Origin of the sequence: Nocardioides sp. dk884 (genome assembly GCF_009557055.1) — a bacterium.
Classification (GTDB): Bacteria; Actinomycetota; Actinomycetes; order Propionibacteriales; family Nocardioidaceae; genus Nocardioides.
In genome coordinates this window covers 902,714-925,860 of the sequence record NZ_CP045649.1, presented here as the reverse complement: position 1 = coordinate 925,860, position 23,147 = coordinate 902,714, and the positions used below count along the sequence as shown (strand labels likewise).

26 protein-coding genes and 1 riboswitch are annotated in these 23,147 nt (G+C 71.1%); of the genes, 9 read left to right on the top strand and 17 right to left on the bottom strand.

The window, feature by feature from the left end; genetic code table 11:
- Positions 1-34 precede the first annotated feature (34 nt).
- The 5 genes from GFH29_RS04515 to GFH29_RS04495 form a co-directional block, all read right to left on the bottom strand.
- A complete protein-coding gene (locus tag GFH29_RS04515) occupies positions 35-976 on the bottom strand; it encodes a type II secretion system F family protein (RefSeq protein WP_153322235.1) in 942 nt (313 codons plus the stop codon).
- The gene (locus GFH29_RS04510; RefSeq protein ID WP_153322234.1) at positions 973-1,824 is read right to left on the bottom strand and encodes a type II secretion system F family protein; all 852 of its coding nucleotides are present in this window, start codon (positions 1,822-1,824) and stop codon (positions 973-975) included. Before GFH29_RS04510 ends, GFH29_RS04515 begins: the two co-directional genes overlap by 4 nt.
- Positions 1,824-3,119, bottom strand: coding sequence for a CpaF family protein (locus GFH29_RS04505; RefSeq protein WP_153322233.1), 1,296 nt, complete (start codon positions 3,117-3,119; stop codon positions 1,824-1,826). The genes GFH29_RS04510 and GFH29_RS04505 overlap by 1 nt, the downstream gene beginning before the upstream one ends.
- 162 nt (positions 3,120-3,281) lie before the next feature.
- Entirely contained in the window at positions 3,282-3,455 is a 174-nt protein-coding gene (locus GFH29_RS04500) for a TadE/TadG family type IV pilus assembly protein (RefSeq protein WP_194288915.1), read from the bottom strand.
- Between the two features lie 41 nt (positions 3,456-3,496).
- Positions 3,497-3,694, bottom strand: a complete 198-nt coding sequence (locus GFH29_RS04495) for a hypothetical protein (protein ID WP_153322231.1) — start codon at positions 3,692-3,694, stop codon at positions 3,497-3,499.
- Positions 3,695-3,865: 171 nt separating this feature from the next.
- Here GFH29_RS04495 and GFH29_RS04490 point away from each other — a divergent pair, with 171 nt between their 5' ends.
- Both GFH29_RS04490 and GFH29_RS04485 read left to right on the top strand, forming a co-directional pair.
- Positions 3,866-4,162 (top strand): hypothetical protein, encoded by a 297-nt coding sequence (locus tag GFH29_RS04490; protein ID WP_153322230.1) that lies wholly within the window; start codon positions 3,866-3,868, stop codon positions 4,160-4,162.
- On the top strand, positions 4,159-4,413 hold the full coding sequence (locus GFH29_RS04485) for a hypothetical protein (protein ID WP_153322229.1): 255 nt from the start codon (positions 4,159-4,161) through the stop codon (positions 4,411-4,413). Before GFH29_RS04490 ends, GFH29_RS04485 begins: the two co-directional genes overlap by 4 nt.
- A 52-nt stretch (positions 4,414-4,465) precedes the next feature.
- Here the strand turns inward: GFH29_RS04485 and GFH29_RS04480 are convergent, their stop codons facing one another.
- The 3 genes from GFH29_RS04480 to GFH29_RS04470 all read right to left on the bottom strand — a co-directional run bounded on the left by GFH29_RS04480 (position 4,466) and on the right by GFH29_RS04470 (position 5,969).
- Positions 4,466-4,951, bottom strand: a complete 486-nt coding sequence (locus GFH29_RS04480; RefSeq protein ID WP_153322228.1) for a protein-export chaperone SecB — start codon at positions 4,949-4,951, stop codon at positions 4,466-4,468.
- Positions 4,948-5,406: a helix-turn-helix domain-containing protein gene (locus tag GFH29_RS20865; protein WP_153322227.1), complete on the bottom strand. Its 459-nt coding sequence runs from the start codon at positions 5,404-5,406 to the stop codon at positions 4,948-4,950. Before GFH29_RS20865 ends, GFH29_RS04480 begins: the two co-directional genes overlap by 4 nt.
- A gap of 185 nt (positions 5,407-5,591) precedes the next feature.
- On the bottom strand, positions 5,592-5,969 hold the full coding sequence (locus tag GFH29_RS04470) for a type II toxin-antitoxin system RelE/ParE family toxin (RefSeq protein WP_153322226.1): 378 nt from the start codon (positions 5,967-5,969) through the stop codon (positions 5,592-5,594).
- A 1,015-nt stretch (positions 5,970-6,984) separates the two neighbouring features.
- On the opposite strand from GFH29_RS04470, the gene GFH29_RS04460 reads away from it, so the two are divergent.
- On the top strand, positions 6,985-8,094 hold the full coding sequence (locus GFH29_RS04460; RefSeq protein ID WP_194288914.1) for a DNA sulfur modification protein DndB: 1,110 nt from the start codon (positions 6,985-6,987) through the stop codon (positions 8,092-8,094).
- Between the two features lies 1 nt (position 8,095).
- On the opposite strand, the gene GFH29_RS04455 is transcribed toward GFH29_RS04460, so the two are convergent.
- A complete protein-coding gene (locus tag GFH29_RS04455) occupies positions 8,096-8,707 on the bottom strand; it encodes a hypothetical protein (RefSeq protein WP_228387764.1) in 612 nt (203 codons plus the stop codon).
- Between the two features lie 215 nt (positions 8,708-8,922).
- Between GFH29_RS04455 and GFH29_RS04450 the strand changes: the two genes are divergently transcribed.
- Positions 8,923-10,542, top strand: a complete 1,620-nt coding sequence (locus GFH29_RS04450; protein ID WP_153322224.1) for an AMP-binding protein — start codon at positions 8,923-8,925, stop codon at positions 10,540-10,542.
- Positions 10,543-10,598: 56 nt separating this feature from the next.
- Here GFH29_RS04450 and GFH29_RS04445 read toward each other — a convergent pair whose 3' ends face one another.
- On the bottom strand, positions 10,599-11,255 hold the full coding sequence (locus GFH29_RS04445; protein WP_153322223.1) for a GAP family protein: 657 nt from the start codon (positions 11,253-11,255) through the stop codon (positions 10,599-10,601).
- Between the two features lie 59 nt (positions 11,256-11,314).
- Here GFH29_RS04445 and GFH29_RS04440 point away from each other — a divergent pair, with 59 nt between their 5' ends.
- Complete coding sequence (locus GFH29_RS04440; protein ID WP_194289591.1) at positions 11,315-12,127, top strand: spermidine synthase; 813 nt, start codon at positions 11,315-11,317, stop codon at positions 12,125-12,127.
- A 6-nt stretch (positions 12,128-12,133) separates the two neighbouring features.
- Here GFH29_RS04440 and GFH29_RS04435 read toward each other — a convergent pair whose 3' ends face one another.
- The 6 genes from GFH29_RS04435 to ligD (GFH29_RS04410) all read right to left on the bottom strand — a co-directional run bounded on the left by GFH29_RS04435 (position 12,134) and on the right by ligD (GFH29_RS04410) (position 17,091).
- Complete coding sequence (locus GFH29_RS04435; RefSeq protein ID WP_153322222.1) at positions 12,134-12,727, bottom strand: C40 family peptidase; 594 nt, start codon at positions 12,725-12,727, stop codon at positions 12,134-12,136.
- A 3-nt stretch (positions 12,728-12,730) separates the two neighbouring features.
- A riboswitch (cyclic di-AMP (ydaO/yuaA leader) is annotated at positions 12,731-12,876 on the bottom strand.
- A 185-nt stretch (positions 12,877-13,061) separates the two neighbouring features.
- Positions 13,062-14,012 carry an oxygenase MpaB family protein gene (locus GFH29_RS04430; protein ID WP_228387763.1) on the bottom strand — a complete coding sequence of 317 codons (951 nt, stop codon included), beginning with the start codon at positions 14,010-14,012 and terminating at the stop codon, positions 13,062-13,064.
- Between the two features lie 40 nt (positions 14,013-14,052).
- Positions 14,053-14,748 (bottom strand): response regulator transcription factor, encoded by a 696-nt coding sequence (locus GFH29_RS04425; RefSeq protein WP_153322221.1) that lies wholly within the window; start codon positions 14,746-14,748, stop codon positions 14,053-14,055.
- 49 nt (positions 14,749-14,797) lie between these two features.
- On the bottom strand, positions 14,798-15,100 hold the full coding sequence (locus GFH29_RS04420; protein ID WP_153322220.1) for a hypothetical protein: 303 nt from the start codon (positions 15,098-15,100) through the stop codon (positions 14,798-14,800).
- Between the two features lie 144 nt (positions 15,101-15,244).
- On the bottom strand, positions 15,245-16,156 hold the full coding sequence (ligD, locus tag GFH29_RS04415; protein WP_153322219.1) for a non-homologous end-joining DNA ligase: 912 nt from the start codon (positions 16,154-16,156) through the stop codon (positions 15,245-15,247).
- Positions 16,153-17,091, bottom strand: coding sequence for a non-homologous end-joining DNA ligase (gene ligD / locus GFH29_RS04410; protein WP_153322218.1), 939 nt, complete (start codon positions 17,089-17,091; stop codon positions 16,153-16,155). The genes ligD (GFH29_RS04415) and ligD (GFH29_RS04410) overlap by 4 nt, the downstream gene beginning before the upstream one ends.
- Positions 17,092-17,195: 104 nt before the next feature.
- On the opposite strand from ligD (GFH29_RS04410), the gene GFH29_RS04405 reads away from it, so the two are divergent.
- The 4 genes from GFH29_RS04405 to GFH29_RS04390 are packed head-to-tail and all read left to right on the top strand — an operon-like array spanning position 17,196 to position 21,460.
- Positions 17,196-18,512 carry a flavin-containing monooxygenase gene (locus GFH29_RS04405; RefSeq protein ID WP_228387762.1) on the top strand — a complete coding sequence of 439 codons (1,317 nt, stop codon included), beginning with the start codon at positions 17,196-17,198 and terminating at the stop codon, positions 18,510-18,512.
- Positions 18,509-19,456 (top strand): bile acid:sodium symporter family protein, encoded by a 948-nt coding sequence (locus tag GFH29_RS04400; RefSeq protein ID WP_153322217.1) that lies wholly within the window; start codon positions 18,509-18,511, stop codon positions 19,454-19,456. Before GFH29_RS04405 ends, GFH29_RS04400 begins: the two co-directional genes overlap by 4 nt.
- Positions 19,453-20,424: an SDR family oxidoreductase gene (locus GFH29_RS04395; RefSeq protein WP_153322216.1), complete on the top strand. Its 972-nt coding sequence runs from the start codon at positions 19,453-19,455 to the stop codon at positions 20,422-20,424. The genes GFH29_RS04400 and GFH29_RS04395 overlap by 4 nt, the downstream gene beginning before the upstream one ends.
- 19 nt (positions 20,425-20,443) lie before the next feature.
- Positions 20,444-21,460: a Ku protein gene (locus GFH29_RS04390; protein ID WP_153322215.1), complete on the top strand. Its 1,017-nt coding sequence runs from the start codon at positions 20,444-20,446 to the stop codon at positions 21,458-21,460.
- Between the two features lie 9 nt (positions 21,461-21,469).
- Here GFH29_RS04390 and GFH29_RS04385 read toward each other — a convergent pair whose 3' ends face one another.
- Complete coding sequence (locus GFH29_RS04385) at positions 21,470-23,026, bottom strand: MFS transporter (RefSeq protein ID WP_153322214.1); 1,557 nt, start codon at positions 23,024-23,026, stop codon at positions 21,470-21,472.
- Between the last annotated feature and the right edge of the window lie 121 nt (positions 23,027-23,147).

The following is a 23,147-nucleotide window of genomic DNA, read 5'->3' as shown; positions in this document are numbered from 1 at the left end:
AGATCCAGCGGGGGTGAAGCAGGGTGAAGCGGGGTCAGGGGGTGGTCAGCGAGAGACCGACGGCGCCGGGCCAGAACGCGAAGAGCACCGTCACGGGGAGCACGAGGAAGACAACCGGCACCATCATCGCCACCTCCTTGCGGGCGGCGACCTCGATCAGCTCGCGGCGCCCGGCCTCGCGCACGTCGGCGGCCTGCGCGTGCAGGACGTCGGCCAGCGGGGTGCCGCGCTCGGAGGCGACCGCGATGCCCTGCGCGAAGCGCGCGACCAGCGGCAGACCGCTGCGCGCCGCCATCGCGTCGAAGGCGGAGGCCACGGGCTCGCCGGTGCGTACGGCGGCCAGCACGACGCCCAGCTCGTCGGAGAGGTCTCCCCCGCTGCGGCGTACGACGCGGTCCAGCGCCGAGACCGGGCTCTCGCCGGCGGCAACGGCGAGCGCGAGCAGCTCCGCGACCGTCGGGAACTCCTCGAGGATGCGCCGCTCGCGGGCCTTGACCTGCGAGGACAGCCAGGTGTCGCGGGCCAGGACGCCGCAGACGAAGGCGACTACGCACACCAGCAGCGACGCGATCGCGGCCCCGGGCGCGGTGACCGCACGCAGCAGCCCCCACGCGGCGGCCACGGCGAACCCGGCCAGCCCCCACAGCACCTGCTCGACGCGGAACTCCTGCACGGTGGTCTCGAGGCCGGCGCGCTCGAGGCGGCGGCGTACCGACGTGGCGCCGCCGAGCACCCGCTCGACCGCCTGCGCGGCCGAACGCAGCAGCGGCCCGAAGACGCCGACCGCTGCGGCGGCCGGCGAGGCGGACGGGACCGCGGCCGCCGGGCCGTCCCCGAGGCGGGGCACGTCGCGCACCCAGGGGAGCACCCGGTCGGCCAGCGGGACCCGGCGCATCGCGACCAGGCGGGTGACGACGAGCAGCAGCCCGCCGGCGAGCGTCGCCCCGAGCACGGCTCCCCACATCGCGAGGCTCACGACAGGATCCGTCGTTCGACCGGGAGGCGCCCGACGCGCATCATCACGCGGTAGGCGACCGCGCAGACCGAGGCGCCGACGACGAGCACGACCACGCCGGCGGGCGTGGCGTAGCGGCGGATCGCGTCCCCCTGGAGTGACAGCATCAGCAGCACCACCCACGGCGCCGCCACCGCGAGCCGGGCGCCGTTGACGGTCCACGACTGGCGCGACTCCAGCTCGGAGCGGGTGCGGGCCTCCTCGCGCAGGTAGCCCGACAGGTTGCGCAGCAGCCGCCCGAGCTCGCCGCCACCCACCTCGCGCGCGATCCGCAGGCCCTCCACGACCCGGTCGCCGACCGGGTCGGAGAGCCGGCCCTTGAGCCGGTCGAGGCAGTCGCTGAAGCGGCCGGTGACCTGGTAGTCCAGCGCGAAGGACCGGAACGCCGGCTGGAGCGGCTCGGGACCGCGGGTGCCGAGCGCGGCGAGTCCGTCGGGCAGCGACATCCCGGCGCGGACCGCGGAGGCGAGGTTGTCGACGGCCTCGGGCCAGACCTCGGCGAACTCCCGCTGGCGCCGGCGGGCGCGGCTGGTCACCACCGCGACCGGCAGGTAGCCGCCCAGGACGCCGAAGACCAGCGCGACCGGGGCGGTGCGGGAGACGAGCTGGACCAGGAGCGCGGCCACCAGACCCACCGCCACGCAGAGCAGCACGAACCCCGGCGCGGACACCTCGCGGAGCCCCGCCCGGGCGAGCAGCCGCGCCACCCGGCCCTCGCTGCGGGGGGCGCGCTCGGGGTGCGGCAGCGCGAACGCCGACCAGATCAGCAGCAGCCCGACGCCCACCCCGAGGCCGACCAGCGCGCCCATCAGGAGACCTCGCGGGCCTGCTCGGGCGACCCCGTCGGCTCGGCGAGCAGGGCGTGCACGTCGATGCCGGCGCGTTCGTAGAGCTCGACCCGCGGCGGCATCCCCCGCGTGCGCCGCAGGTCGCCGCCGCGCCGCTCGAAGATCGGCTCCACCTCGATGATGTCGTTCTCCACGCGGCCGGGCACCGCCACGATCTCGTTGACCCGTCGTACGCCGTGCTGGTCGAGTCCGAGGTGGACCACGAGGTCCACCGACGAGGCGACCGTGGGGACGACGAAACGCGCCGAGATGTTCTCCCCGGCGAGCAGCGGGAGCGTGCACATCTTCACCAGCGCCTCGCGGGCGCTGTTGGCGTGCAGGGTCCCCATGCCGGGCAAGCCGGCGTTCAAAGCCAGCAACAGGTCGAGGCACTCCTCGGCGCGCACCTCCCCCACGATCAGCCGGCTGGGGCGCATCCGCAGGCTCTCCTTGACCAGGTCGCGCAGCCGGATCTCGCCGGTGCCCTCGAGGCCGGACTGGCGCGTCTGCATCGGCACCCAGTCGGGGTGCGGGAACCGCAGCTCGAAGACCTCCTCGACCGACACGATCCGCTCCCCGCCCGGGATCGCGGCGGCGAGGCAGTTGAGCATCGTGGTCTTCCCGGTCTGCGTGCCGCCGGCCACCATGATGTTGAGCCCGGCGCGCACCGAGGCCTCCAAGAACCCCGCCGCCCGCGGCGTCATGGAGCCCAGCTCGACCAGGTCGGCGACCCGGGCGGCGCGCAGCACGAACTTGCGGATGTTGACCGCCGAGAACCCCCGGCTGATCCCCTCCAGCACCACGTGCAGGCGGTGGCCCTCGGGCAGCATCGCGTCCACGAACGGCTGGCTCAGGTCGAGGCGCCGACCGCTGGACTTCAACATGCGCTCGACGAGCTCGGTCACCTGCGCCGCGCTCAGCATCAGGTTGGTCAGCTCGTGGCGCCCCCGGCGCGCCACGAACACCCGGGACGGATCGTTGATCCAAATTTCTTCGACCTCGGGATCGTCGAGGAACTCCTGCAACGGCCCGAACCCGGCCACCCGCGCGACCAGCTCGCCGACCACGACGTCGACGTCGGGCACCGGCTCCACCTGCCCGGTGAGGCTCCGCTCGTCGTGGGCGCGCACCACCCCCTCGGCGATCCGGCGTACGACCCCGGCGTCGCGCTGGGGGTCGACGCCCTCGCGGCGTACCAGATCACGCACCCGCTCATCGAGCAGGTCGACCAGCACACTGCGCGTCTGGGCATGCCGCCCTGCCGTGGTGATCGCCATGTCGTGGCCCCGTCCCGAGTGGACTCGTGGGCCAGAACGTAGGCGAGCCAGCCGACCACGACCAGCCCCTCTACCCAGATCTGTGGACAACGGGTTCGCCCAGGTTGATCGCCACCGGGAGTCCCAGTAACCAGCACGACGGCAGGCGTGGGCCGCAGACCGTCAGCGGGTGCGCACCGTCCCGTCGGCCGGACCGCGGTCGGCCGTCGCGGCGTACCGCGCACCTTCCGAGGCGGCCGCAGCAAGCGTGTTGCGCACGAACAGGGTCAGCGCGACCTGCAGGATCCCCAGCACCAGCGGGACCAGCACCAGCACGACGAGCACGAAGTCAACCACCGCGCTGCCACGCTCCCCCGCCGCTCGAGGCGGGGGCCGCACTACTGCACCTTGGCCAGCGCGTTGCTCAGCATCCGGGTCAGCTGCGGCTGCGCGACGGCGGTGATCGCACCGACGAGCCCGACCGTCATCAAGGTGACGAGCACCCAGCCGGGCACGTCGCCGCGCTCGTCGCGCCGGCCGCGTGCGACCACGAGCGTGGCCTGGAGCCTGACCAAGAGGAAGAGAAGGTGTGACATGACGAGCTCCGACCTCCGAGAACCAGCAGGGGTGAAGCGGGGTGAAGCAGGGTCAGGGGGTGGTGAGCGAGAGCCCGACCGCGCCGGGCCAGAACGCGAAGAGCACCGTCACCGGAAGGACCAGGAACACGACGGGAGCCATTCGGCTCAGCACTATCCCGAGGAGCGACAATGACGACCAAGCCAACGCCCGCCAGGACTCGCAAGTCACCGGCCACGAGGAAGACCATCACCAAGGCCCCCACCAACGCGGCAACCGGCGCGACCGGCCGCACGACCCTCGGTACCTTCACACCGAACGGGAAGGACAGCGAAAAGCACCTGTGTACCGGCGCTTGCGGCCTCCTCCTGCCGATCAAGAAATTCCCAACGCCCAAGACCCGGGGTGTGCGCGTGTCGGAGTGCCGGTCTTGCCGCGACACTCGCACCAAGGCCACGCGAGCGACGAACGGCAGGGACGGCAAGTGAGCGAGTGGACAATGCACCCCAGCGGCGAGACCGCAGTGGGCGCGCCGGTTCCAGTCATCGGTGACGGCGACATTTTCGCCACGCTGTCTCCGATCTGGTCGGACGAGGACGGCGTGCGCGTATCGATCGACTGGGCCCGCGACATCTACGCCGGAATCACGGCCCTCGAGGATCTGAGCTCCGGCCAGGCCTTGGCACTGGCCGACGCGCTACGCGAAGCGGCCTCCACCTCACCACCGGAGCGCAGGTAGGCCACAGCCAAGAACGCCCCAGCCGACCTAGCGGCTGGGGCGTTCTTGTTGTCTAGTTCCGGCCCGACTCCCGGTCGAACCGCAGCGTGCCGAGGTGCAGGGGCGGCAGGCCCATACGCCCGGTGATGTCCGCAATGAACTCGCGGGCATACGGGTAGAGAGCGAGCTGCCCGGTAGTCGCGGCGAACGCCTCCAGCTCCTCGTTCTCGAACACGTGGGGATCATCCCCGTCCTGCTCAACGAGCACGTACATCGCGGCAAGCGCGAAGGCCATGCCCGCAACCTTGGTCGGCTCCTGATCATCAGACTCGTCTGTCTCCGTGACATTCAGGTCATAGTTCGCAGTGACCACCAGGGCGTGGACAGGATCATCACCGAGCGTCTGAAACTCGACGTCGACGTCGAGCGTGTAGGCCAGGCTGGCGGACGGGTCAGGCGTCGAGAGATCGCCGCTCATTCCGAACAGGCGAACGTCCCGCAGATCCGCGCATCCAGAGACGCGGCCCGCCTTACGCCACTGCTCCTCGTAGTCGGTCACGCGGACTGAGGCACAAGGTTGAGGTATGGGCGCACGTTTCGGCCCACGTACGCGGGCTTACTGTCGACCCAAGCCGCCACACGCGACGTCGCCGCAGTCGGATTCGCGACGATGTTCTGTCCGCCCGGGTACGACACGTAGACAGCCGGCCGCTGTCCTGCGGGCATGTTCGGCACAACGTGGACGTACAACGAGGCGTCGACCGCGCGCGCGTAACGCTGCAAGGTGGACAGTCGCGGATCACTGCCCTCCGTTTCGAAGCCAGACACCGTCGACTGCCCGACGTCCATAGCCCTCGCCACAACACCCTGGCTGAGCCCGAGCGCTCGTCGGCGGCGAACCAGAGCATCAAGGATGCCATTGCGAGCACGCGCATCTTCGTACGCGGCTCGGACAGCGGGGTTCTGGAGCCGCTTGGCGCGGAACTCGTTGAACTTAGCTCGGGTGGCAGACATGTGCGGGCTCCTGTTGGAAGGGCAAGCCCAGGCGGTGAGCACTGGCGATGCAAGGTCTGGGGGTGTTGCGGTGGGGGGGGAAGGCAGTCGTGCGTGGGTGTACTTATCGGTTGCGACCGATAGTAACCACGTCACCCATGGCGTCAACCAGGTATCGCAAAAGTCGAGACGGAACGACCGAACAGTCAGGCGAGGTAGGCCCGTCGCCGAGCGATCGCTCGGTCGATGTCCTTCTTCTCAGTCTTCTGACTGTTCTTGTAGAAGCACGTGACAGCGATGCACCGACGCTCGTGCACGAACCACAGGACGCGGTAGTGATTGTTCTTGTAGCGGTCCCGAAGCTCGTAGATCCCTCGATCGAGGTGCTTCACGTCGCCAGCGCCGGACCGCGTCTCCCGATCCAGGACCCGCTCGATGAGGTCAAGGAAGTTGGCCTGCATCGCGTCCGGGAACTTGTCGAACTCGCGCTCAGCCTGTGACGTGAACTCCCAGTCGTCATAGCCCGCACGGGATGCGGCAGCGCGTCCTTGCTCGCGGTTGCTCGACCCCACCGAGGACTCCATGACACTAGGCGTTACGGATAACTACATCAATGTGATCTGAGAGTAACGGTGACCTCAGACACCCGGTAGGCGTTCGTCACCATCACGACGTAGAAAGGCCGGAGTCCAGGCGTGTGGACTCCGGCCTCCGTCAGGTCAGCCGCGACCCGACTTGTTCTTCGTGGGGTCAACGTTCACCCAGCGCGTTCCCGGCTTCGGACCCGGCGGGAGACGGTGCCCCTTCGGCACAGTGACCTCATTTCCGCCTCGCGAGGGACGGTACTGCCCCGAGGTCGGCGCAGGAGTTCCGGGAGTGAAGGACTTCTTCGCCACGGTCATCACCTCATTTCCGGACTGGAGCGCACGGGCAGTTAGGCCCCGGCGCATCGCCCACCAGGTGCTGAACCTGTAGAGTCGACTCGCTTTCCACAGCAGAGAAGACCCCGGCCCGGACTCAACCCCGTCGCCGGGGTCTTTCATGTCCTGACCAGAATGGTACCTCACGGAGTATCGGTTGCAACCGATACAAGACGATCTTCCCAGGTCGGAAGGCCTGCCAATCTCCCGAGGTCAGCCGCTGACCTGGGGAAACACCCCTCCAACTTCGCTCGCTCATATGTTCGGACCTGGGTTCCTATTGGGCCTAGGAGGGCGACAGCCCACCCCCGTGCGCGGGGGGGGTGGGCTGTGGGGCGCTGGCGGGTCTGCGCGGTCATCCTGGGCCGCTCGTCGCCAATAACTAGGCATCTGTGTCCGCAGGCCCTCCTTAATGAGGTCGCCCGGCTTGGCCTCGCCGGCGCACTGGAGACCGCTCTGGCGGCACCACGTGGCTACCCTGTCCGCGCGGCGAAGCGGGGCGCGGAAGCCGCGACAATCAAGCGAACGACACTCCGACACGCGGAAGAACTTCTTGCGCACGTCTCTTGCGCAAAGACGCGTATCGCACGTACAGTTCCACTCGTCGCCTCGGAAAGCGGGGCAAGGCGACCGCCAGCAGGAACCCCGCTCGAATCGAGGCACCAAGTTGAACAGCAACATGAAGCTCACCTTCGAGAACGTCAACTTCGTCGACGACGGTGGCCTCCTCGCCGCCGAGCTCGTCATGACCGGCGCTGACATCGTCGGTCTCGCCGACACCGGTCGACTGGTCATCGGCAACGCTCGCCCGGACCACGACATCGTGACCCTCAAGAGCGGCAAGACGCGCTACCGCAAGACGGCCGTCCGGCTCAAGAACTGGACCTCCGACCTCCTCGCCAACGAGGCCGTGATCGGCAACCTGACCTTCAACCTGAACCCCGACACTACGGTCGTCGACATCGACGAGGACAACCACCGGCTGGTGGTCAAGGACGGCAACTTCGACCAGAACGTCGACTCGGCCACCCGGACGCGCGCCATTATCGCGGCCGCCAAGAACCCCCTGCAGACCTTCGACCTGGACACCCGCTTCGCCGTGCGGGTGTGGTTCGCCACCAAGGAGGAGGAGGACAAGCTCTTCCACATCTACAACCAGGTCGGCGAGAAGGTGAACGACACGGTCGCCAAGTACCAGTACCAGTCGACCGCCCACCAGCGCATCGCGAAGCAGCTCATGATGACGTCGCCGCACCTGGGGATGGACAACACCGAGGTCCAGAGCAACACGGTCTCCGCGAACAGCAACAAGCTCATGGCCTTCAACACCCTGTCCCAGGCTGTTGAGGGCTTCTGGAGCAACGACCCCATCGACGAGACCGAGGAGAAGGCGGACGCGCAGTACCTCGTCGACTTCTGGGACGAGCTGGTGGCCGCGCGTCCCGAGTTCGGCAAGCTGCCCAAGGAGAAGCGCGGCGCCCTTCGCGGTACCTCCGTCGCCGGTACCGCCGTCTCCATCCACGGCGTCATCGCGCTCGCCGACGCGATGCGCAAGGCCAACAAGCCCCTCTCGGAGCTGTCCAAGCTGAAGTCCACGGTCGCGGTGCCGGGCCCCGGTCACACGACGGTGGACGTCGACTTCTTCGACTACGACAACCCGACCTGGATCGACCGCGGCATCCTCGTGCTCTCCAAGAACAAGGCGGGCGAGACCCGGAAGACCCTTCGCATGAGCTTCCAGACGCGGAAGGCGGCGGGTGACGCGCTGATCGAGCTCCTGGCCATGTGACTCAGGCCAAGTCGAGAAGGGGTCGTGCGGCAAGGCCGCACGGCCCCTTCTGCTTGCGCGAATGGGGCTCGGCGGACACGAAACCTGCAAATGTAAGTTTCACTGCCGAGAAACCCCGACTGATCCCCTCCAGCACCACGTGCAGGCGGTGGCCCTCGGGCAGCATCGCGTCCACGAACGGCTGGCTCAGGTCGAGCCGGCGACCGCTGGACTTCAACATCCGCTCGACGAGCTCGGTCACCTGCGCCGCGCTCAGCATCAGGTTGGTCAGCTCGTGGCGCCCCCGGCGCGCCACGAACACCCGGGACGGATCGTTGATCCAAATTTCTTCGACCTCGGGATCGTCGAGGAACTCCTGCAACGGCCCGAACCCCGCCACCCGCGCGACCAGCTCGCCGACCACGACGTCGACGTCGGGCACCGGCTCCACCTGCCCGGTGAGGCTCCGCTCGTCGTGGGCGCGCACCACGCCCTCGGCGATCCGGCGTACGACCCCGGCGTCGCGCTGGGGGTCGACCCCCTCGCGGCGTACCAGATCACGCACCCGCTCATCGAGCAGGTCGACCAGCACACTGCGCGTCTGGGCATGCCGCCCTGCCGTGGTGATCGCCATGTCGTGGCCCCGTCCCGAGTGGACTCGTGGGCCAGAACGTAGGCGAGCCAGCCGACCACGGCCAGCCCCTCTACCCAGATCTGTGGACAAGGGGTTCGCCGAGGCTGATCGACACTGTGGCGCTGGGACCAGCAACCAGCCCGGACGAGAACACGTTGCACTCTTTTGGTGACTCGGGTCACATTCGGCCCCGATCCTGGCTAGCGTGCCCAGGCATGACGTTCAACCTCGCCTCCGTGTTCGAGACCGTCGCCGACGCCGTGCCCGAGCGGGTCGCCCTCACCTATGAGGGTCGCGACCTGACCTACGCCGAGTTCGACCGCGAGGCCACCCAGGTCGGCCACCTCTTCGCGGCGCACGGCGTCGCGCCGGGTGAGCACGTCGCGATCTTCCTCAAGAACAGCGTCGAGCACGTCACCTCGATGGTCGGCCTGCTCAAGATCCGCGCGGTGCCGATCAACGTGAACTACCGCTACACCGCCGCAGAGCTGGAGTACCTCTTCACCAACTCCGACAGCGTCGCCGTCGTCGTCGAGGAGCCCGCCCACCAGCAGGTGCTCGCCTCGATCCTCGACCGCCTCCCCCAGCTCCGCACCGTGTACGTCGCCGGGCAGCCCGACGCGGCACTCGTGTCCGCGGCCGGCGAGCGCGGCGTCGCGCTCGTCGACCTCGCCGGCTGGCGCGACCAGCCGGCCGAGCGGGGCTTCGCCGAGCGCACCGGGGACGAGCACTACATCCTCTACACCGGCGGCACCACGGGCTACCCGAAGGGCGTCGTCTGGACCCACGACGACCTCTTCCACAAGCCGCTCTCGGGCGGCAACCCCTACGGCGACGCCCACCCCGACCTCGCCGCCGTCGCGGCGGCCGCGCAGGCGATGCCGCCGATCTCGTTCCTCATCGCGGCTCCGCTGATGCACGGCGCGGCGTCGTACGCGATGTTCTTCTACTTCATCTTCGGCGGCCGACTGGTCATGCTCCGTGACTTCGACCCGGCGAGGATCGTCGACGGCATCGCGCACGACGGCCTGCAGAGCCTGCTCATCGTCGGCGACGCGATGGGCATGCCGCTGGCCGATGAGATGGAGCGGCGCCAGGACGAGGTCGACTACTCCGCGCTGTTCATGATCACCTCCGGCGGGGCGATCTGGTCCCAGGCGTGCCGCGACCGGTTCAAGGCGCTCGCTCCCGGCGCGATGCAGCGCGACAACTTCGGCGCCTCGGAGTCGGGCAACGACGGCGAGATCACGCTGGACGAGCAAGGCAACCTGCGGGTGCCGGCCACCGACCAGATGCTCGTCGTCGACGACACGCTCGCCGAGGTGCCCGCCGGGCCCGAGAACGTCGGCCTCATCGCCCGCCTCGGCCCGGTCCCACAGGGCTACTACAAGGACGAGGAGAAGACCGCCCGCACGTTCCGCACACTGCCCGACGGGCGGCGCTGCTCGGTGCTGGGCGACATGGGCTACCGCGACCACGACGGCTCGATCGTCTTCCTCGGCCGCGGCTCGCAGTGCATCAACACCGGCGGGGAGAAGGTCTACGTCGAGGAGGTCGAGAACGTCCTCCACGGCCACCCCGACATCGCCGACGTCCTCGTCGTCGCCGTCCCCGACGACCGGCTCGGCGAGCGGGTCGCCGCCGTCGTCTCCCCGCGGGAGGGCCGCGAGCCGCAGCTCGAGGACGTCCAGCGCCACGCGCGCGAGTCGCTGGCCGGCTACAAGGTCCCCCGCGACCTGGTCGTCGTCCCCGAGGTCAAGCGCACCCCCGCCGGCAAGGCCGACTACCGCTGGGCCAAGGCGGTCGCGAGCGAGCACGCCCCCACCCCCGCCTGACGCGGGTTACGGCCGACCCCTCTACCCAGATCTGCGGACAACGGGCCCTGTCGGCCTCAGAGACCGACCATGCGCACGATGCCGCGGACCACCAGGAAGAGGCCTACCGCGGCCAGGAGCAGCACCGTGACCAACCGACCGCGGGTGTCGATGAAGTCGCCCAGCGCCTGCAGACCGCGGCGCGTGGGGTCGGGCGCCACCAGGGTCATCGCGAGCGGCAGCCAGGCCGGCACCGCTGCCACGACGACGACGATGGCGAGCACGATCAGGCGGGCGAGGAACTCGAGATCGCTGGCAGCGATCTCCTTGGCGATGGGGACCATGACCGCCAGCGTCGTGAAGTTCGTCGCCATCGAGACCACGCCGAACCCCAGCGCCTGGGTCGGGCTCAGCCCGCGGTCACGCGACTTCTCGGGCTTCGGGGACCGCGGCCGGCGGTACCGCAGCACGACGGCGATGAGCACCAGAAGGGCCCCGAGGACGATGTCGAGCGAGGCGCTGAGGCTGGGCTCCTCCGGGAGGGCGATGGACCTGCCGAAGAACACCAGCAACGACACGATCACCAGCAACGTCGCGCCCACCCCGGCGGCGTAGCTCGCCGCGACGCGGCGGCCGTTGCGCCCGGCCAGCAGCACGGTCTGCTCGGTGAACATGACCGGACTGATAGCGCCGGCGAAGGCCAGCGGGATCACGAGTGCGAGGACACTGACCATTGAGCGGAAGCGTAACCGCGGCGCGTCGTACCGAGGTCGTGGTGCCGCGGGGCCCGCGCATATGCCGCTGCGAGGATAGGCCCGTGGACACCGGGACTCTCGAGATCGTGCCGACCGAGCGGGCGGGGTCGTACGTGCTGCGGCTCGACGGGCACGAGCAGTCCCACGTGGACCTCGAGGACCCGACCCGGCTGGCCTTCGACTACGTACGCCGCATCGGCGACGTGCTCGACGCGTGCGCGCCGGCGGGTGAGCCGGTGCGGGTGGTGCACGTGGGTGGGGCGGCGATGACGCTGCCGCGCTACGTGGCGGCGACCCGGCCCCGGTCGGCGCAGATCGTGCTCGAGCCGGCCGTGCACGTGACCGAGCGAGTGCGCGCGGAGCTGCCGCTGCCGGCGCGCAGCGGGATCAAGGTGCGCCCGGTGGACGGCCGCACGGGCCTGGCGGCGCTGCGCCCGGACAGCGCCGACGTCATCGTCGTCGACGCGTACGCGGAGGGGCGGGTGCCGGCTGACCTGGTCACCCGCGAGGCCGCGGCGGTGGCGGCGGGGGTGCTCGGCGAGCAGGGGCTGCTGCTGCTCAACCTCGCCGACCGGGCGCCGTTCGCGTGGACCCGGCGGGTGGTGGCCGCGGTGCGCGAGAGCCTGCCGCGGCTGATGCTGAGCGCCGAGCCGGCGACGCTGCGCGGCCGCCGTGGCGGCAACCTGCTGCTCGTCGCCTCGCGCGGGCGGGTGCCGCTGGAGGAGCTGATCCGACGCGCGGCGAGCTCGCCGGCGCCGTACCGCGTGCTGGACGCGGGCCAGGTGAGCGACTCCTTCGGGGGCGGCCGGCCGTTCACCGACGCCGACGCGGAGCCCTCACCCGTGCCCTGAGGTGCGTCAGCGGCGCGCGGTGCCAGCGAACCAGGAGTCGGTCCAGATCTTCGCTGCCTGCACGCGCTTGCCGGTCGACGGCGCGTGGATGATGCGGCGCTTGCCGTCCTTGACGCCGGTGAAGATCCCGACGTGGTAGACGCTGCCGCCGTTGTGGAAGAAGACCAGGTCGCCGCGGCGCATCTTCGAGCGCGCGATCCGCTTGGCCCAGCCGGCCTGGGCCGAGGAGGTCCGCGGGATGCCCTTGATGCCCGCCTTGCGGAAGGCATAGCTGGTCAGCCCGGAGCAGTCGAAGGCGTTGGGCCCGGTGGCGCCGTAGCGGTAGCGGTCGCCGATCTGGTTGCGCGCGATCGAGATCGCCTTGCCGATGCGGCGCTCCTGCTTCTTGCGCGCGGCGGGCTTGGCAGTGGGCTGGGCGGCGGGCGCCACGGCCTGCAGGGTCGCGCCGGGGGCGGCGTCGGCCGGCGGCGTCGGCGAGACCCCGATCAGGGTGACGGCGAGGGCGCCGGCGCCGACGACGCGGGCGCCGAGGCGTACGGCGTGGCGCAGCGGCCCGGTCACGCGGCGGGGTTCCACGGTGGTGGGGGTGGTCGAGTGCATGGGCTGTCCTTCCCACGCCTGTGAGGTGAGCTGTCGGGCTCGGGCTGTGGAAGGTGCCCGGCCACCCGTGGGTGGCTTCGCCCCGAGCGGTCCGTGGACCGCGTGGAGAGGTGGGTCCCCCACTCCTGCCCCGGCGGCGCGCGCGCCGTCCGACGTCCGGCGCAGGGGCGGGCAGGACTCGGCGTACCCATGCGTCGGCGACCTGGGCTCAGGTCAAGGCGCCGACGGTAGCCCGGCGTCGGTCGAGGTCCAAGTCCCGCGCCACCACAAGGGCCGACTCGGCGCGCCATTGGCGCCGACTCGCGCAACCATTGGCGCCGACTCGGCGAGGGGGTCAGTGCGGGACGGGGCAGCCGGGGGTGGGGGCGGGGGTGGTGCCTGGGAAGGTGCCGAGGTCGTCGACGCGGAAGCCGTCGGGGTAGCTGCGGACCCAGGGCAGGTCGGCGATGCGCTTGGGGTCGCGGCGCACGGGGAAGGCGCGCAGGAGTACGCCGCGGGCGCGCAGCAGGCCGCGCGAGAGCGCCTCGACCCGGCGCGAGGGGGCCTCGTAGCCGAACGCCTCGCGCAGCGGCTCGTCCATCAGGGCCCGGCTGAAGACCTCGACCGCGCGCGAGGCGAAGGAGGGGTGGAAGGTCACCAGCAGCGCCAGCGTGGCGTCGGCGACGCGGCGCCCGCCCTCGTCGAAGGCGAAGTGCTCGGCCTCGTAGGTGTCCATCAGCCGCGCGAACCCGTCGTAGCTGTCCGGGATGTCGGGGATCGCCATGTGCCGGCCGAGTTCGCGGTAGTAGTTCACCGACGCGCGCAGCTCGACGTCGCTCAGCGGCCGCTTGCCGTAGTCGTCGAGCCAGCGCTTCGGGACCACCACGAACGTGCTGAGCACGTAGCGCATCTCGTGGTCGGGGATGTCGTAGGAGCGGTGCATCTGGTTGATCCGCCGGATCGCGGCGCGCGCCTCGGGGTCCTCGAAGCCCCGACCGAACGGCACCTCGAGCAGCAGCGCGGTGTCGTCGTAGCGCTTCTGGGTGTTGCCGGTGAACTCCCCGGTCCGGTCCAGCAGCCGCCCGATCCCGGGCACCGCGTAGGTGCGGAACAGCGCGAAGCTGAGCGCCTGGTTCATGTCCCAGGGGAACTCCTGCATCGCGACGTTGCGATAGATCTCGACGTACTGCGTCTCGGGGTCCATCGCGTCGTTGACGCGGCGCCAGTGCGCGCGAGGGACGCCGCCGAAGCGCTTGCCGCGGATGCGGATGCGGATGCCGCCAGTCGTGCCAGTCGGGCCAGCCATGGCGGCCAACCTAGAGCAGTTGCTCCGGCAGGGGAACGGCTCAGATCTCCGGGCGCGGACCCTCGAGGCGGAACCCGACACCGCGGACCGCGACCACCTTGTCCTCGACGCCGACGCTCTCGAGCTTCTGGCGCAGCCGCCCGATGGTGACGTCGAGGGTCTTGGTGGAGCCGTACCAGTTCTCGTCCCACACGTCGGCCATCAGCCGGCCGCGGGAGACCACCTTGTCGCGGTTGGCGGCCAGGATCGACAAGACGTCGAACTCCTTGCCGGTCAGCGGCACCTCCTCGGTGCCGGCGTAGACGCGCCGAGCCGGTACGTCGACGCGCAGCGCGTCCTGCCCGGAATCCTCCGCGCCGAACCCGGTGCCGGCGGTGCGGCGCAGCATCGCGCGGATGCGGGCGTGCAGCTCGGCGAGGGCGAACGGCTTGGCGAGGTAGTCGTCGGCGCCGTAGTCGAGGCCGACCACCCGGTCCATCTCGCTGGCCCGCGCGGTGAGGATCAGGATCGCGCCGAGGAACCCCGCCTCGCGGGACTTGCGGCACACCTCGAGCCCGTCGAGGTCGGGCAGGCCGAGGTCGAGCAGCACCACGTCGGAAGGGTCGGTGGCGAGGATCTCCAGCGCGCCGAGGCCGGTGTCGACCCACTCCACGACGTACCCCTCACGCTCGAGGGTGCGCACGAGCGGATAGGCAATGTCCTCCTCGTCTTCGACGACGAGAACGCGTGGGGCCATGGCAGGAGCATAGAGCCCACCCCTCGACGGCACCGCGGTTGTTGCAGACTCAGGCCGGGGTGGTCGCCCAGGTGTAGGCGATCTCGACGTCCTCGACCAGTGTCAGCCGGGCGAGCTCGGCCACGTCGTTGGTGATGGTCAGGTCGCGGCTGGCCTTCTGCGCCGGCGCCAGCTCGCTCACCACGAGCGTCGCCCGGGTGTCGACGGAGGACTCCAGGCGTACGCCGTCCTCACCGCCCCCCGTCACGCCCGGGCCACCGAGGCCGAGCACGACCAGCGCCGCCCCGCCCAGGGCCGCGGCACCGGCCAGCACTCGGCGCGAGGAGGTGCGTCGCGGGGACGTCGGCAGCATCGGGGTGGTCCTCTCCCGGTCGGGCGGCAGGGTGCGTGACCACGCTAGGAGCGCACCGCCCTCCGGCTCCCCACGACGCCACCACGTGTCGCCTACGCGTCGGTAACAACGCCGGCCGAGAAGCGGCCGGCCGGTCGCTCGGGGTCAGGCGAACAGGTCGCCGTGCTGCGCGACCCGTTCGAGCACCTCGCCGAACAGGAACTGGCCCAGCCCCTCGGGGTCCTCGGCCCCGGCCTCGACCTCGTCCCAGGTGACAGGCGTGGCGACGGTCGGGCGCTCCTTCCCGCGCAGCGAGTACGGCGAGATGGTGGTCTTGGAGGCGGCGTTCTGCGACCAGTCGAGGAACACCTTGCCGCCGCGGCGCGACTTGGTCATGGTCGCGGTCACTCGGTCGGGGTGGGCGCGCTGGAGCTCCTCGGCGATCTCCTTGGCCAGCGCGGTGGCGTCCTCCGAGGGCAGCCGGCGCGGCAGGTCGGCGTACAGGTGCAGCCCCTTGCTGCCGCTGGTGACCGGCCGCCCGCTCAGCCCGCGCTCCTCGAGGTGCTCGCGCACCAGCAGCGCGACCTGGCAGCACTCGTGCAGCCCGGCCGGCTCGCCGGGGTCGAGGTCGATGACGAGTCGGTCGGCGTTGCGCGGGCGCCCGTTGCGCCCGACCGTCCACTGGTGCACGTGCAGCTCCAGCGCGGCGAGGTTGACCAGCCAGGTGAGCGTGGCCAGGTCATCGGCGACCGGGAAGACCAGGGTGTCGCCGTGGCGCGAGGTGCCGCGCGAGCCGGTGGTCGGCACCTTCACGGTGCGCACCCACGACGGCGTGCCGGGCGGGGTGTTCTTCTCGAAGAAGCTGCCGTCCTGCACGCCGTGCGGCCACCGGATGCGGGTGACCGCGCGCTCGGCGAGGTGCGGCAGCAGCACCGGCGCGATCTGGGCGTAGTAGTGCAGCACCTCCCCCTTGGTGGTGCCGGTGCGCGGGTAGAGCACCTTGTCGAGGCTGCTGATGGTCAGCGTGCGCCCGTCGACCTCGACGCGCACCTCCTGGCGATCGCGGGCGGGGCTCACAGGTCCTCCGGGGACAGGTCACTGCGCAGCCCCTGATACGACGGCTGCCGCAGCCGCTGGGCGCGCGAGGTGTGGTGGGTGTCGACGTCGATGACCAGCACCGGGTCGACCCAGACCGTGCCGCGGGCGTCGATGCGCGGCACCTCGTCGTCGAACGGGCTGTCGGCGCGAGTGTGCCCGGCGAGCAGCTCGGCGAGCTGGCGGCTCACCTTCGCCCCGATGCCGCTGCCGACCCGGCCGCGGTAGAGCAGCCCGCCCTCGCCCGGCTCCCCCACCAGCAGCGCGGCGAGCCGGTCGCTGGTGCCCTCCTGCGGGCGCCAGCCGCCGACCACGTAGGAGTGCCGGTGGCGGTGGGCCAGCTTGAGCCAGTGCGGGCTGCGCTGCCCGAAGACGTAGCGGGAGTCGCGGCGCTTGCTCACCACGCCCTCCAGCCCCTGGGCGAGCGTCGCCTCGTGGAGCATCGCGCCGTCGTCGTACGACGCGGGCGCCTGCCAGGAGCCGAGGTCGCCGGCCTCGGCGAGCCCGGCGAGCAGCTCGCGGCGCCGCTCGAGCGGCTCCTCGACCAGCTCCCGGCCGTCGAGGCGGAGCAGGTCGAAGACCATGAAGGTCGCCGGGATGCTCGTGGCCAGCCGGGCGGCGCTGGTCGCGCGGCGCACGTGCATGCGGTCCTGGAGCACCCGGAAGTCCGGCAGCCCCTGCTCATTGAGGGCGATGATCTCGCCGTCCACGAGCAGGTCGCGCCCCGCCTCCGGACCGTTGCCCACGACGTCGGGCCAGGCGATCGTGACGTCGTTGTCGTTGCGGCTGGTCAGTCGCGACCCGTCCGCACCACTTCTGAGATCGGCCAGGATTCGCACCCCGTCCCACTTCACCTCGTGCGACCATGCGTCCCCGGTCGGGACCCGGTCGGTCTTCGTGGCGAGCATCGGGCGCATGCGGTCATCTTGACGTATCGCCCCAGCCGCTCGAATTGCCCTTTATCGACTGACTTAGGCGAGAATCCTCCGGCCCGTCCGGGCGACTTCTCGAAGGGGGACACGTGCAGCAGACCTACGCCGTGATCGGCGCCGGACCCAGCGGCCTGGCCGGCGCGCGCAACCTGCAGCGCCAGGGGCTGCCGTGGGAGGGCTACGAGCTCGGCCCCGGCGTCGGCGGGCTGTGGGACATCGACGCCCCGCGCAGCACGGTCTATGAGTCCGCGCACCTCATCTCCTCCAAGCACACCACCGAGTTCCGCGAGTTCCCGATGCGCGCCGAGGTGGCCGACTACCCCTCGCACCGCGAGCTGCTCGCCTACTTCCGCGACTTCGCCGACCACTTCGACCTCACCCGCGGCTTCCGCTTCCACACCGAGGTCACCGCGGTCACCCCGCACCCCGACGGCGGACTGGTGGTCACCAGCACCGGGCCGGACGGCGAGCGGGAGGTCCACCACGCCGGTGTCCTGGTCGCCAACGGCACCCTCAGCGAGCCGAACATCCCGACGCTGCCGGGCAGCTTCGACGGCGAGCTGCTGCACACCAGCGCCTACAAGCGCGCCCAGGTGTTCGCCGGCAAGCGGGTGCTGGTCATCGGCGCCGGCAACTCCGGCTGCGACATCGCCGTGGACGCGGTCCACCACGCCGCCTCGGTCGACCTCTCGGTGCGCCGCGGCTACCACTTCGTGCCCAAGTACGTCCTAGGCCGCCCCGCCGACACCCTCAACCAGGGCCGCCCGCTGCCGCCGCGGCTCAAGCAGGCCATCGACTCGCGGGTGCTCAAGCTGTTCACCGGCGACCCGGTGCGCTTCGGGCTGCCGCGCCCCGACCACAAGATCTACGAGTCGCACCCGGTGGTGAACTCACTCGTGCTGCACCACCTCGGCCACGGCGACATCACCGTGCGCCCCGACGTGGAGCGCCTCGACGGTGACGGGGTGCGGTTCAAGGACGGCTCGCGCGCGGCGTACGACCTGGTGGTGCTGGCGACCGGCTACCGGCTGCACTACCCGTTCCTGGACCCCGCGCTGCTGCGCTGGGCCGGACCCGGCACCGCCCCGGACCTCTACCTCAACATCTTCAGCCCCGCGCACCCCGACCTGTTCGTGCTCGGCATGATCGAGGCCTCCGGCATCGGCTGGCAGGGCCGCTACGAGCAGGCCGAGCTGGTCGCGGCGTACCTGCGGGCCCGCAGCCAGGACCCGGCGGCCGCCGCGGCGCTCGACGCCCGCGCTGCCGGCCCGCGCCCCGACCTGTCCGGCGGCTACCGCTACCTCGGGCTGGAGCGGATGTCCTACTACGTCAACAAGGACGCCTACCGCTCCGCGGTGCGCGCCGAGATCGAGTCACTGATCCAGCCACTGGGAGCGCCCGCATGAGCCCGACCCTCACCGTCCTGGCCACCGACGTGGACAACATCCGGATCGCCTTCGAGGAGGGGTCGCTGACGACGCTGAAGATCGTGATCGGCGCGATCCTCTTCGGCATCGCCCTGGACACCCGGCTCGCCGACTTCGCCGCCGCCGTACGCCGGCCCGTGGTCATCGCGATCGGCGTGGTCGCGCAGTTCCTGCTGCTGCCCGCGCTCACCTTCGCGCTCACGCTGCTGCTCGACGTGCGCGGCTCGGTGGCGCTCGGGATGATCCTGGTCGCCTGCTGCCCGCCCGGCAACGTCTCCAACATCCTCACCCACCGCGCCGGCGGCGACGTCGCGCTGTCGGTGTCGATGACCGCGATCGGCAACGTGCTGGCGATCTTCCTGATGCCGATCAACATGGCGTTCTGGGGCTCGCTGCACCCCACCGGCGACGACCTGCTGCGCGACATCGACCTCTCCGCGCTCGACATGCTCTCCGAGATCGCGTTCGTGATCGGTGTCCCGTTCGTCGCCGGCATCACCATCGCCCGGCTCTGGCCGCGGGTGGCCGCGGTGGGACACCGGGTCATCGGCCCGCTGTCGTTCCTCGCCCTCGGCGGCGTGATCCTCATCGGGGTCGCCAACAACTGGGACATCTTCGTCGACTACATCGGCATCGTGCTGCTCGCGGTGTTCCTCCACGACGCCCTCGCCCTGCTGCTGGGCTACGGCATCGCCCGGGCCACCCGGCTGCCCGAGCCGAGCACCCAGGCGATGACCTTCGAGGTCGGCATCCGCAACGCCGGCCTCGGCCTGCTGCTGGTCTTCACCTACTTCGACGGCCTCGGCGGGATGGCGCTGGTCGCCGCCTGGTGGGGCATCTGGGACATCATCGCCGGGCTCGCCGTCGCCCAGTGGTGGCGCACCCGCAGCACCCGTCGTACCAGCGAACTGGAGGCCGCATGAGCACCCCGACCACCCCTCTCGCCGTGCTGGTCACCGGCGGCAGCGGCTTCCTCGGCTCCTCGGTCGTGCGCGGCCTGGCCGAGGCCGGGCACCGGGTCACCAGCGCCGACCTGCGGGCGCCGGCCACACCGGTCCCCGGGGTCGACCACGTGGTCCTCGACGTCACCGACCGGGCCGGCGTGCTCACCGGCGTCAAGGAGGCCTCCCCGGACGTCGTGGTGCACCTCGCCTCGATCGTCACCCCGGGCAAGGACTCCTCGCGCGAGCGGGAGCGGGCCGTCGACGTCGACGGCACCCGTCACGTGCTCGACGCCTGCCTCGCCGCGGGAGTACGCCGCGTCGTGGTCTCCTCCAGCGGCGCGGCATACGGCTACCACCCCGACAACGGCGCGGCCCACGGCGGCTGGGTGACCGAGGACGACCCGGTGCGCGGCAACGTGGAGTTCGCCTACAGCGACCACAAGCGCCAGGTCGAGGAGATGCTCGCCGAGCTGCGCGCGACCCACCCCGAGCTGGAGCAGGTGGTGCTGCGCATCGGCACCATCCTCGGCGAGCGCGTCGACAACCAGATCACCGCACTGTTCGAGAAGCGGCGGCTGCTGAAGATCCGCGGCGCGGACTCCCCCTTCGTCTTCATCTGGGACACCGACGTCGTCGCGATCATCGAGCGGGCCGTCACCGGCCCGGTCACCGGCATCTTCAACGTCGCCGGCGACGGCGCGCTGAGCATCGACGAGATCGCCGCACGACTGGGCCGCCCGGTGCTCGCCGTGCCCGAGTCGGTGGTCCGCGCCGCCCTCGCCGTCGGGAGCCGGCTCGGGCTCACGGCGTACGGCCCGGAGCAGACGCGGTTCCTGCGCTACCGCCCGGTGCTGGCCAACGATCGGCTCAAGGACGTGTTCGGCTACGTCCCCTCGCGCACCTCGGCCGAGGCGTTCGAGGCGTGGCGGATGCGTCGATCGGGCTGAGTGCGGATACTGAGGACGCATGCGAGCGATCTGGAAGGGCGCGGTCTCCTTCGGCCTGGTCAGCGTGCCGGTGAAGCTGTACGCCGCCACGGAGTCCCACGACGTGTCGTTCCGGCAGGTCCACGCCAAGGACGGCGGGCGGATCCGCTACCAGCGGATCTGCGCCCTCGACGGCGAGGAGGTGCCCTACGCCGACATCGCCAAGGGCTATGAGACCGAGGACGGCGAGATGGTCATCCTCGACGACGCGGACCTCGCCGAGCTGCCCTCGACCTCCTCGCGGGAGATCTCGGTGGAGAAGTTCGTGCCGAGCGACCAGATCGACCCGATGATGTTCGAGAAGTCCTACTACCTCGAGCCCGAGAAGTCCGGCGCGAAGCCGTACGCGCTGCTGCGCCAGGCCCTGCTCGACGCCGACCGGATGGCCGTGGTGACCGTCGCGCTGCGCCAGCGCACGTCGGTGGCGGTGCTGCGGGTGCGCGACGACGTGATCGTGCTGCAGACGATGATGTGGCCCGACGAGGTCCGCACCCCCGACTTCAACGTCGAGTCCGGCGAGGTCAAGCCCGCCGAGGTCAAGATGGCCACCATGCTGGTCGAGACCCTCGCGGGCGACTTCGACCCGGCCGAGTTCGAGGACGACTACGCCGAGGCGGTCGAGGCGGTCGTCAAGGCCAAGGTCGAGGGCGGTGAGGTGCAGCGCACGCCCACCTCCACCAAGTCCTCCGGCGAGGTCGTCGACCTGCTGGCCGCCCTGCAGCGCTCGGTCGACGCCGCGAAGAAGGGCCGCGGCGAGGCCGTCCCCGACGACACCGACGACACCGACGAGGCTGAGGAGAGCCGCTCCGCCACGAAGAAGGCCGGCACGGCGAAGAAGACCTCCTCGAGCACCACCAAGAAGACCGCGACCAAGAAGACGGCAGCGAAGAAGCCGGCAGCGAAGAAGCCGGCAGCGAAGAGCACGGAGAAGAAGGCCCCGGCCAAGAAGAGCACGGCCAAGAGCGCCAAGAAGACGACGGCCCGCAAGGCGAGCTGACGTCCGGTCTCAGTGCTGCTGCACGGTGATGTCGAGGTCGGCGGGCGCGGTGAGGTAGACGACGACCGCGGCCGCGAGCATCAGCGTCCCGCCGACCAGGCCGGTCGTGGCCAGCGACTCGGTGAACGCCTCGGCGGCCCGGGTCGCGAGCCCGGGAAGGTCCGCGGCGTCGGCGACCGCGACCGCGCCGCCGAGGGAGTCCTCGGCCTGCGCCTCGAGCTCGGCCGGCAGCCCGGCCGCGCGCAGGTCGGCGGTGTCGAGGCGGGAGCGGTAGACCACCGCGGCCAGGCTGCCGAGCACCGCGACGCCGAGCACGGTGCCGAGGTCGTAGGCGGTCTCCTCCGCGGCGGCGGCGCTGCCGGCGCGCTCCGGCGGGGAGCCGGCCATGATCATCGCCGAGGCGATCGCCAGCGACCCGGCGCCGGCACCGGCGAGCGCCATCGCGACCGCCGCCGTGAGGTAGGTGAGCTCGCCGGGGACCGCACCCAGTGCGACCGCGCCGAGACCGGCCACCGCGAGCCCGCCGGACAGCACCACCCGGGCGCCGATCCGCTTCGCCAGCGCGGGCGCCAGCAGTGACGCGACCAGGCCGCCCCCGGCGATCGGCAGCAGGTGCACCCCGGCCGCGAGCGGCGCGTGCCCCTCGACCAGCTGCAGCCACTGGGCGAGCAGCAACAGGAGCGCCGCCATCGCGAACATCGCGCTCAGCGCCGCGACCACGCCCGCGGTGAAGGAGCGCCCGGCGAACAGGCGTACGTCGAACAGCGGCGACTCCGCGCGCAGGCACCGCCGCACGAACGCGACGAGCAGCGCGACCGCGAGCACCAGGCTCGCCCAGCCCAGCGGGTCGAGCAGGCTGGTCTCCTCGGCGAAGCGCTTGATCGCCCAGACCAGCCCGACCATGCCGCCGACCGAGAGCACCGTGGCCACCAGGTCCCACGGGCCCGGCTGCGGGTCGCGGGCCTCGGGCAGGATCAGCGCTCCCGCGAGGATCGCGCCCAGCATCAGCGGCACGTTGACCAGGAACGCCGCGTGCCAGGAGAAGTGCTCGAGCAACGCGCCGCCGACGATCGGACCGACGGCGGCGCCGATCGCCGAGACCGCCGCCCACACGCCGAGCGCGGTCGCCCGCTCCCCCGGGTCGGTGAAGACCGAGCGCAGCAGCGACAGCGTGGTCGGCATGATCATCGCGCCGCCGACGCCGAGCAGTGCCCGTGCGGCGATCACCTCGGCCGGGCTGTCCACCAGCAGCACGGCCGCGGACGCGCCGCCGAACACCGCGAAGCCGGTCAGCAGCACCAGCCGGCGTCCCCACCTGTCGGCCAGGGCGCTCATCGAGATCAGCAGCCCGGCCAGCGCCAGGGAGTAGACGTCGACGATCCACAGCTGCTCGGTCGCCGAGGGCCGCAGGTCGGCGGCGAGGTCGGGCAGCGCCACGTTGAGGATCGTGAGGTCCATCGTGACCACCAGCAGGCTGGCCGAGAGCACCGCGAGCGAGGCCCAGCGGCGGGCCGCTGACACCTCAGCCGTCGCGCTGGCAGGGGCGGTCGGCGGGGTCTGGGGCAACGGGAGGTCCTGGGCTGTGAGGAGGGCGGCTCGGCGGGCCGACGCGGCGCGCCCGGCGAAGTATCCCAGCCGGGCAATGAGTTCTCGCACCGGCGCGGGTCGGTAGGAGCAGCCACCCGAC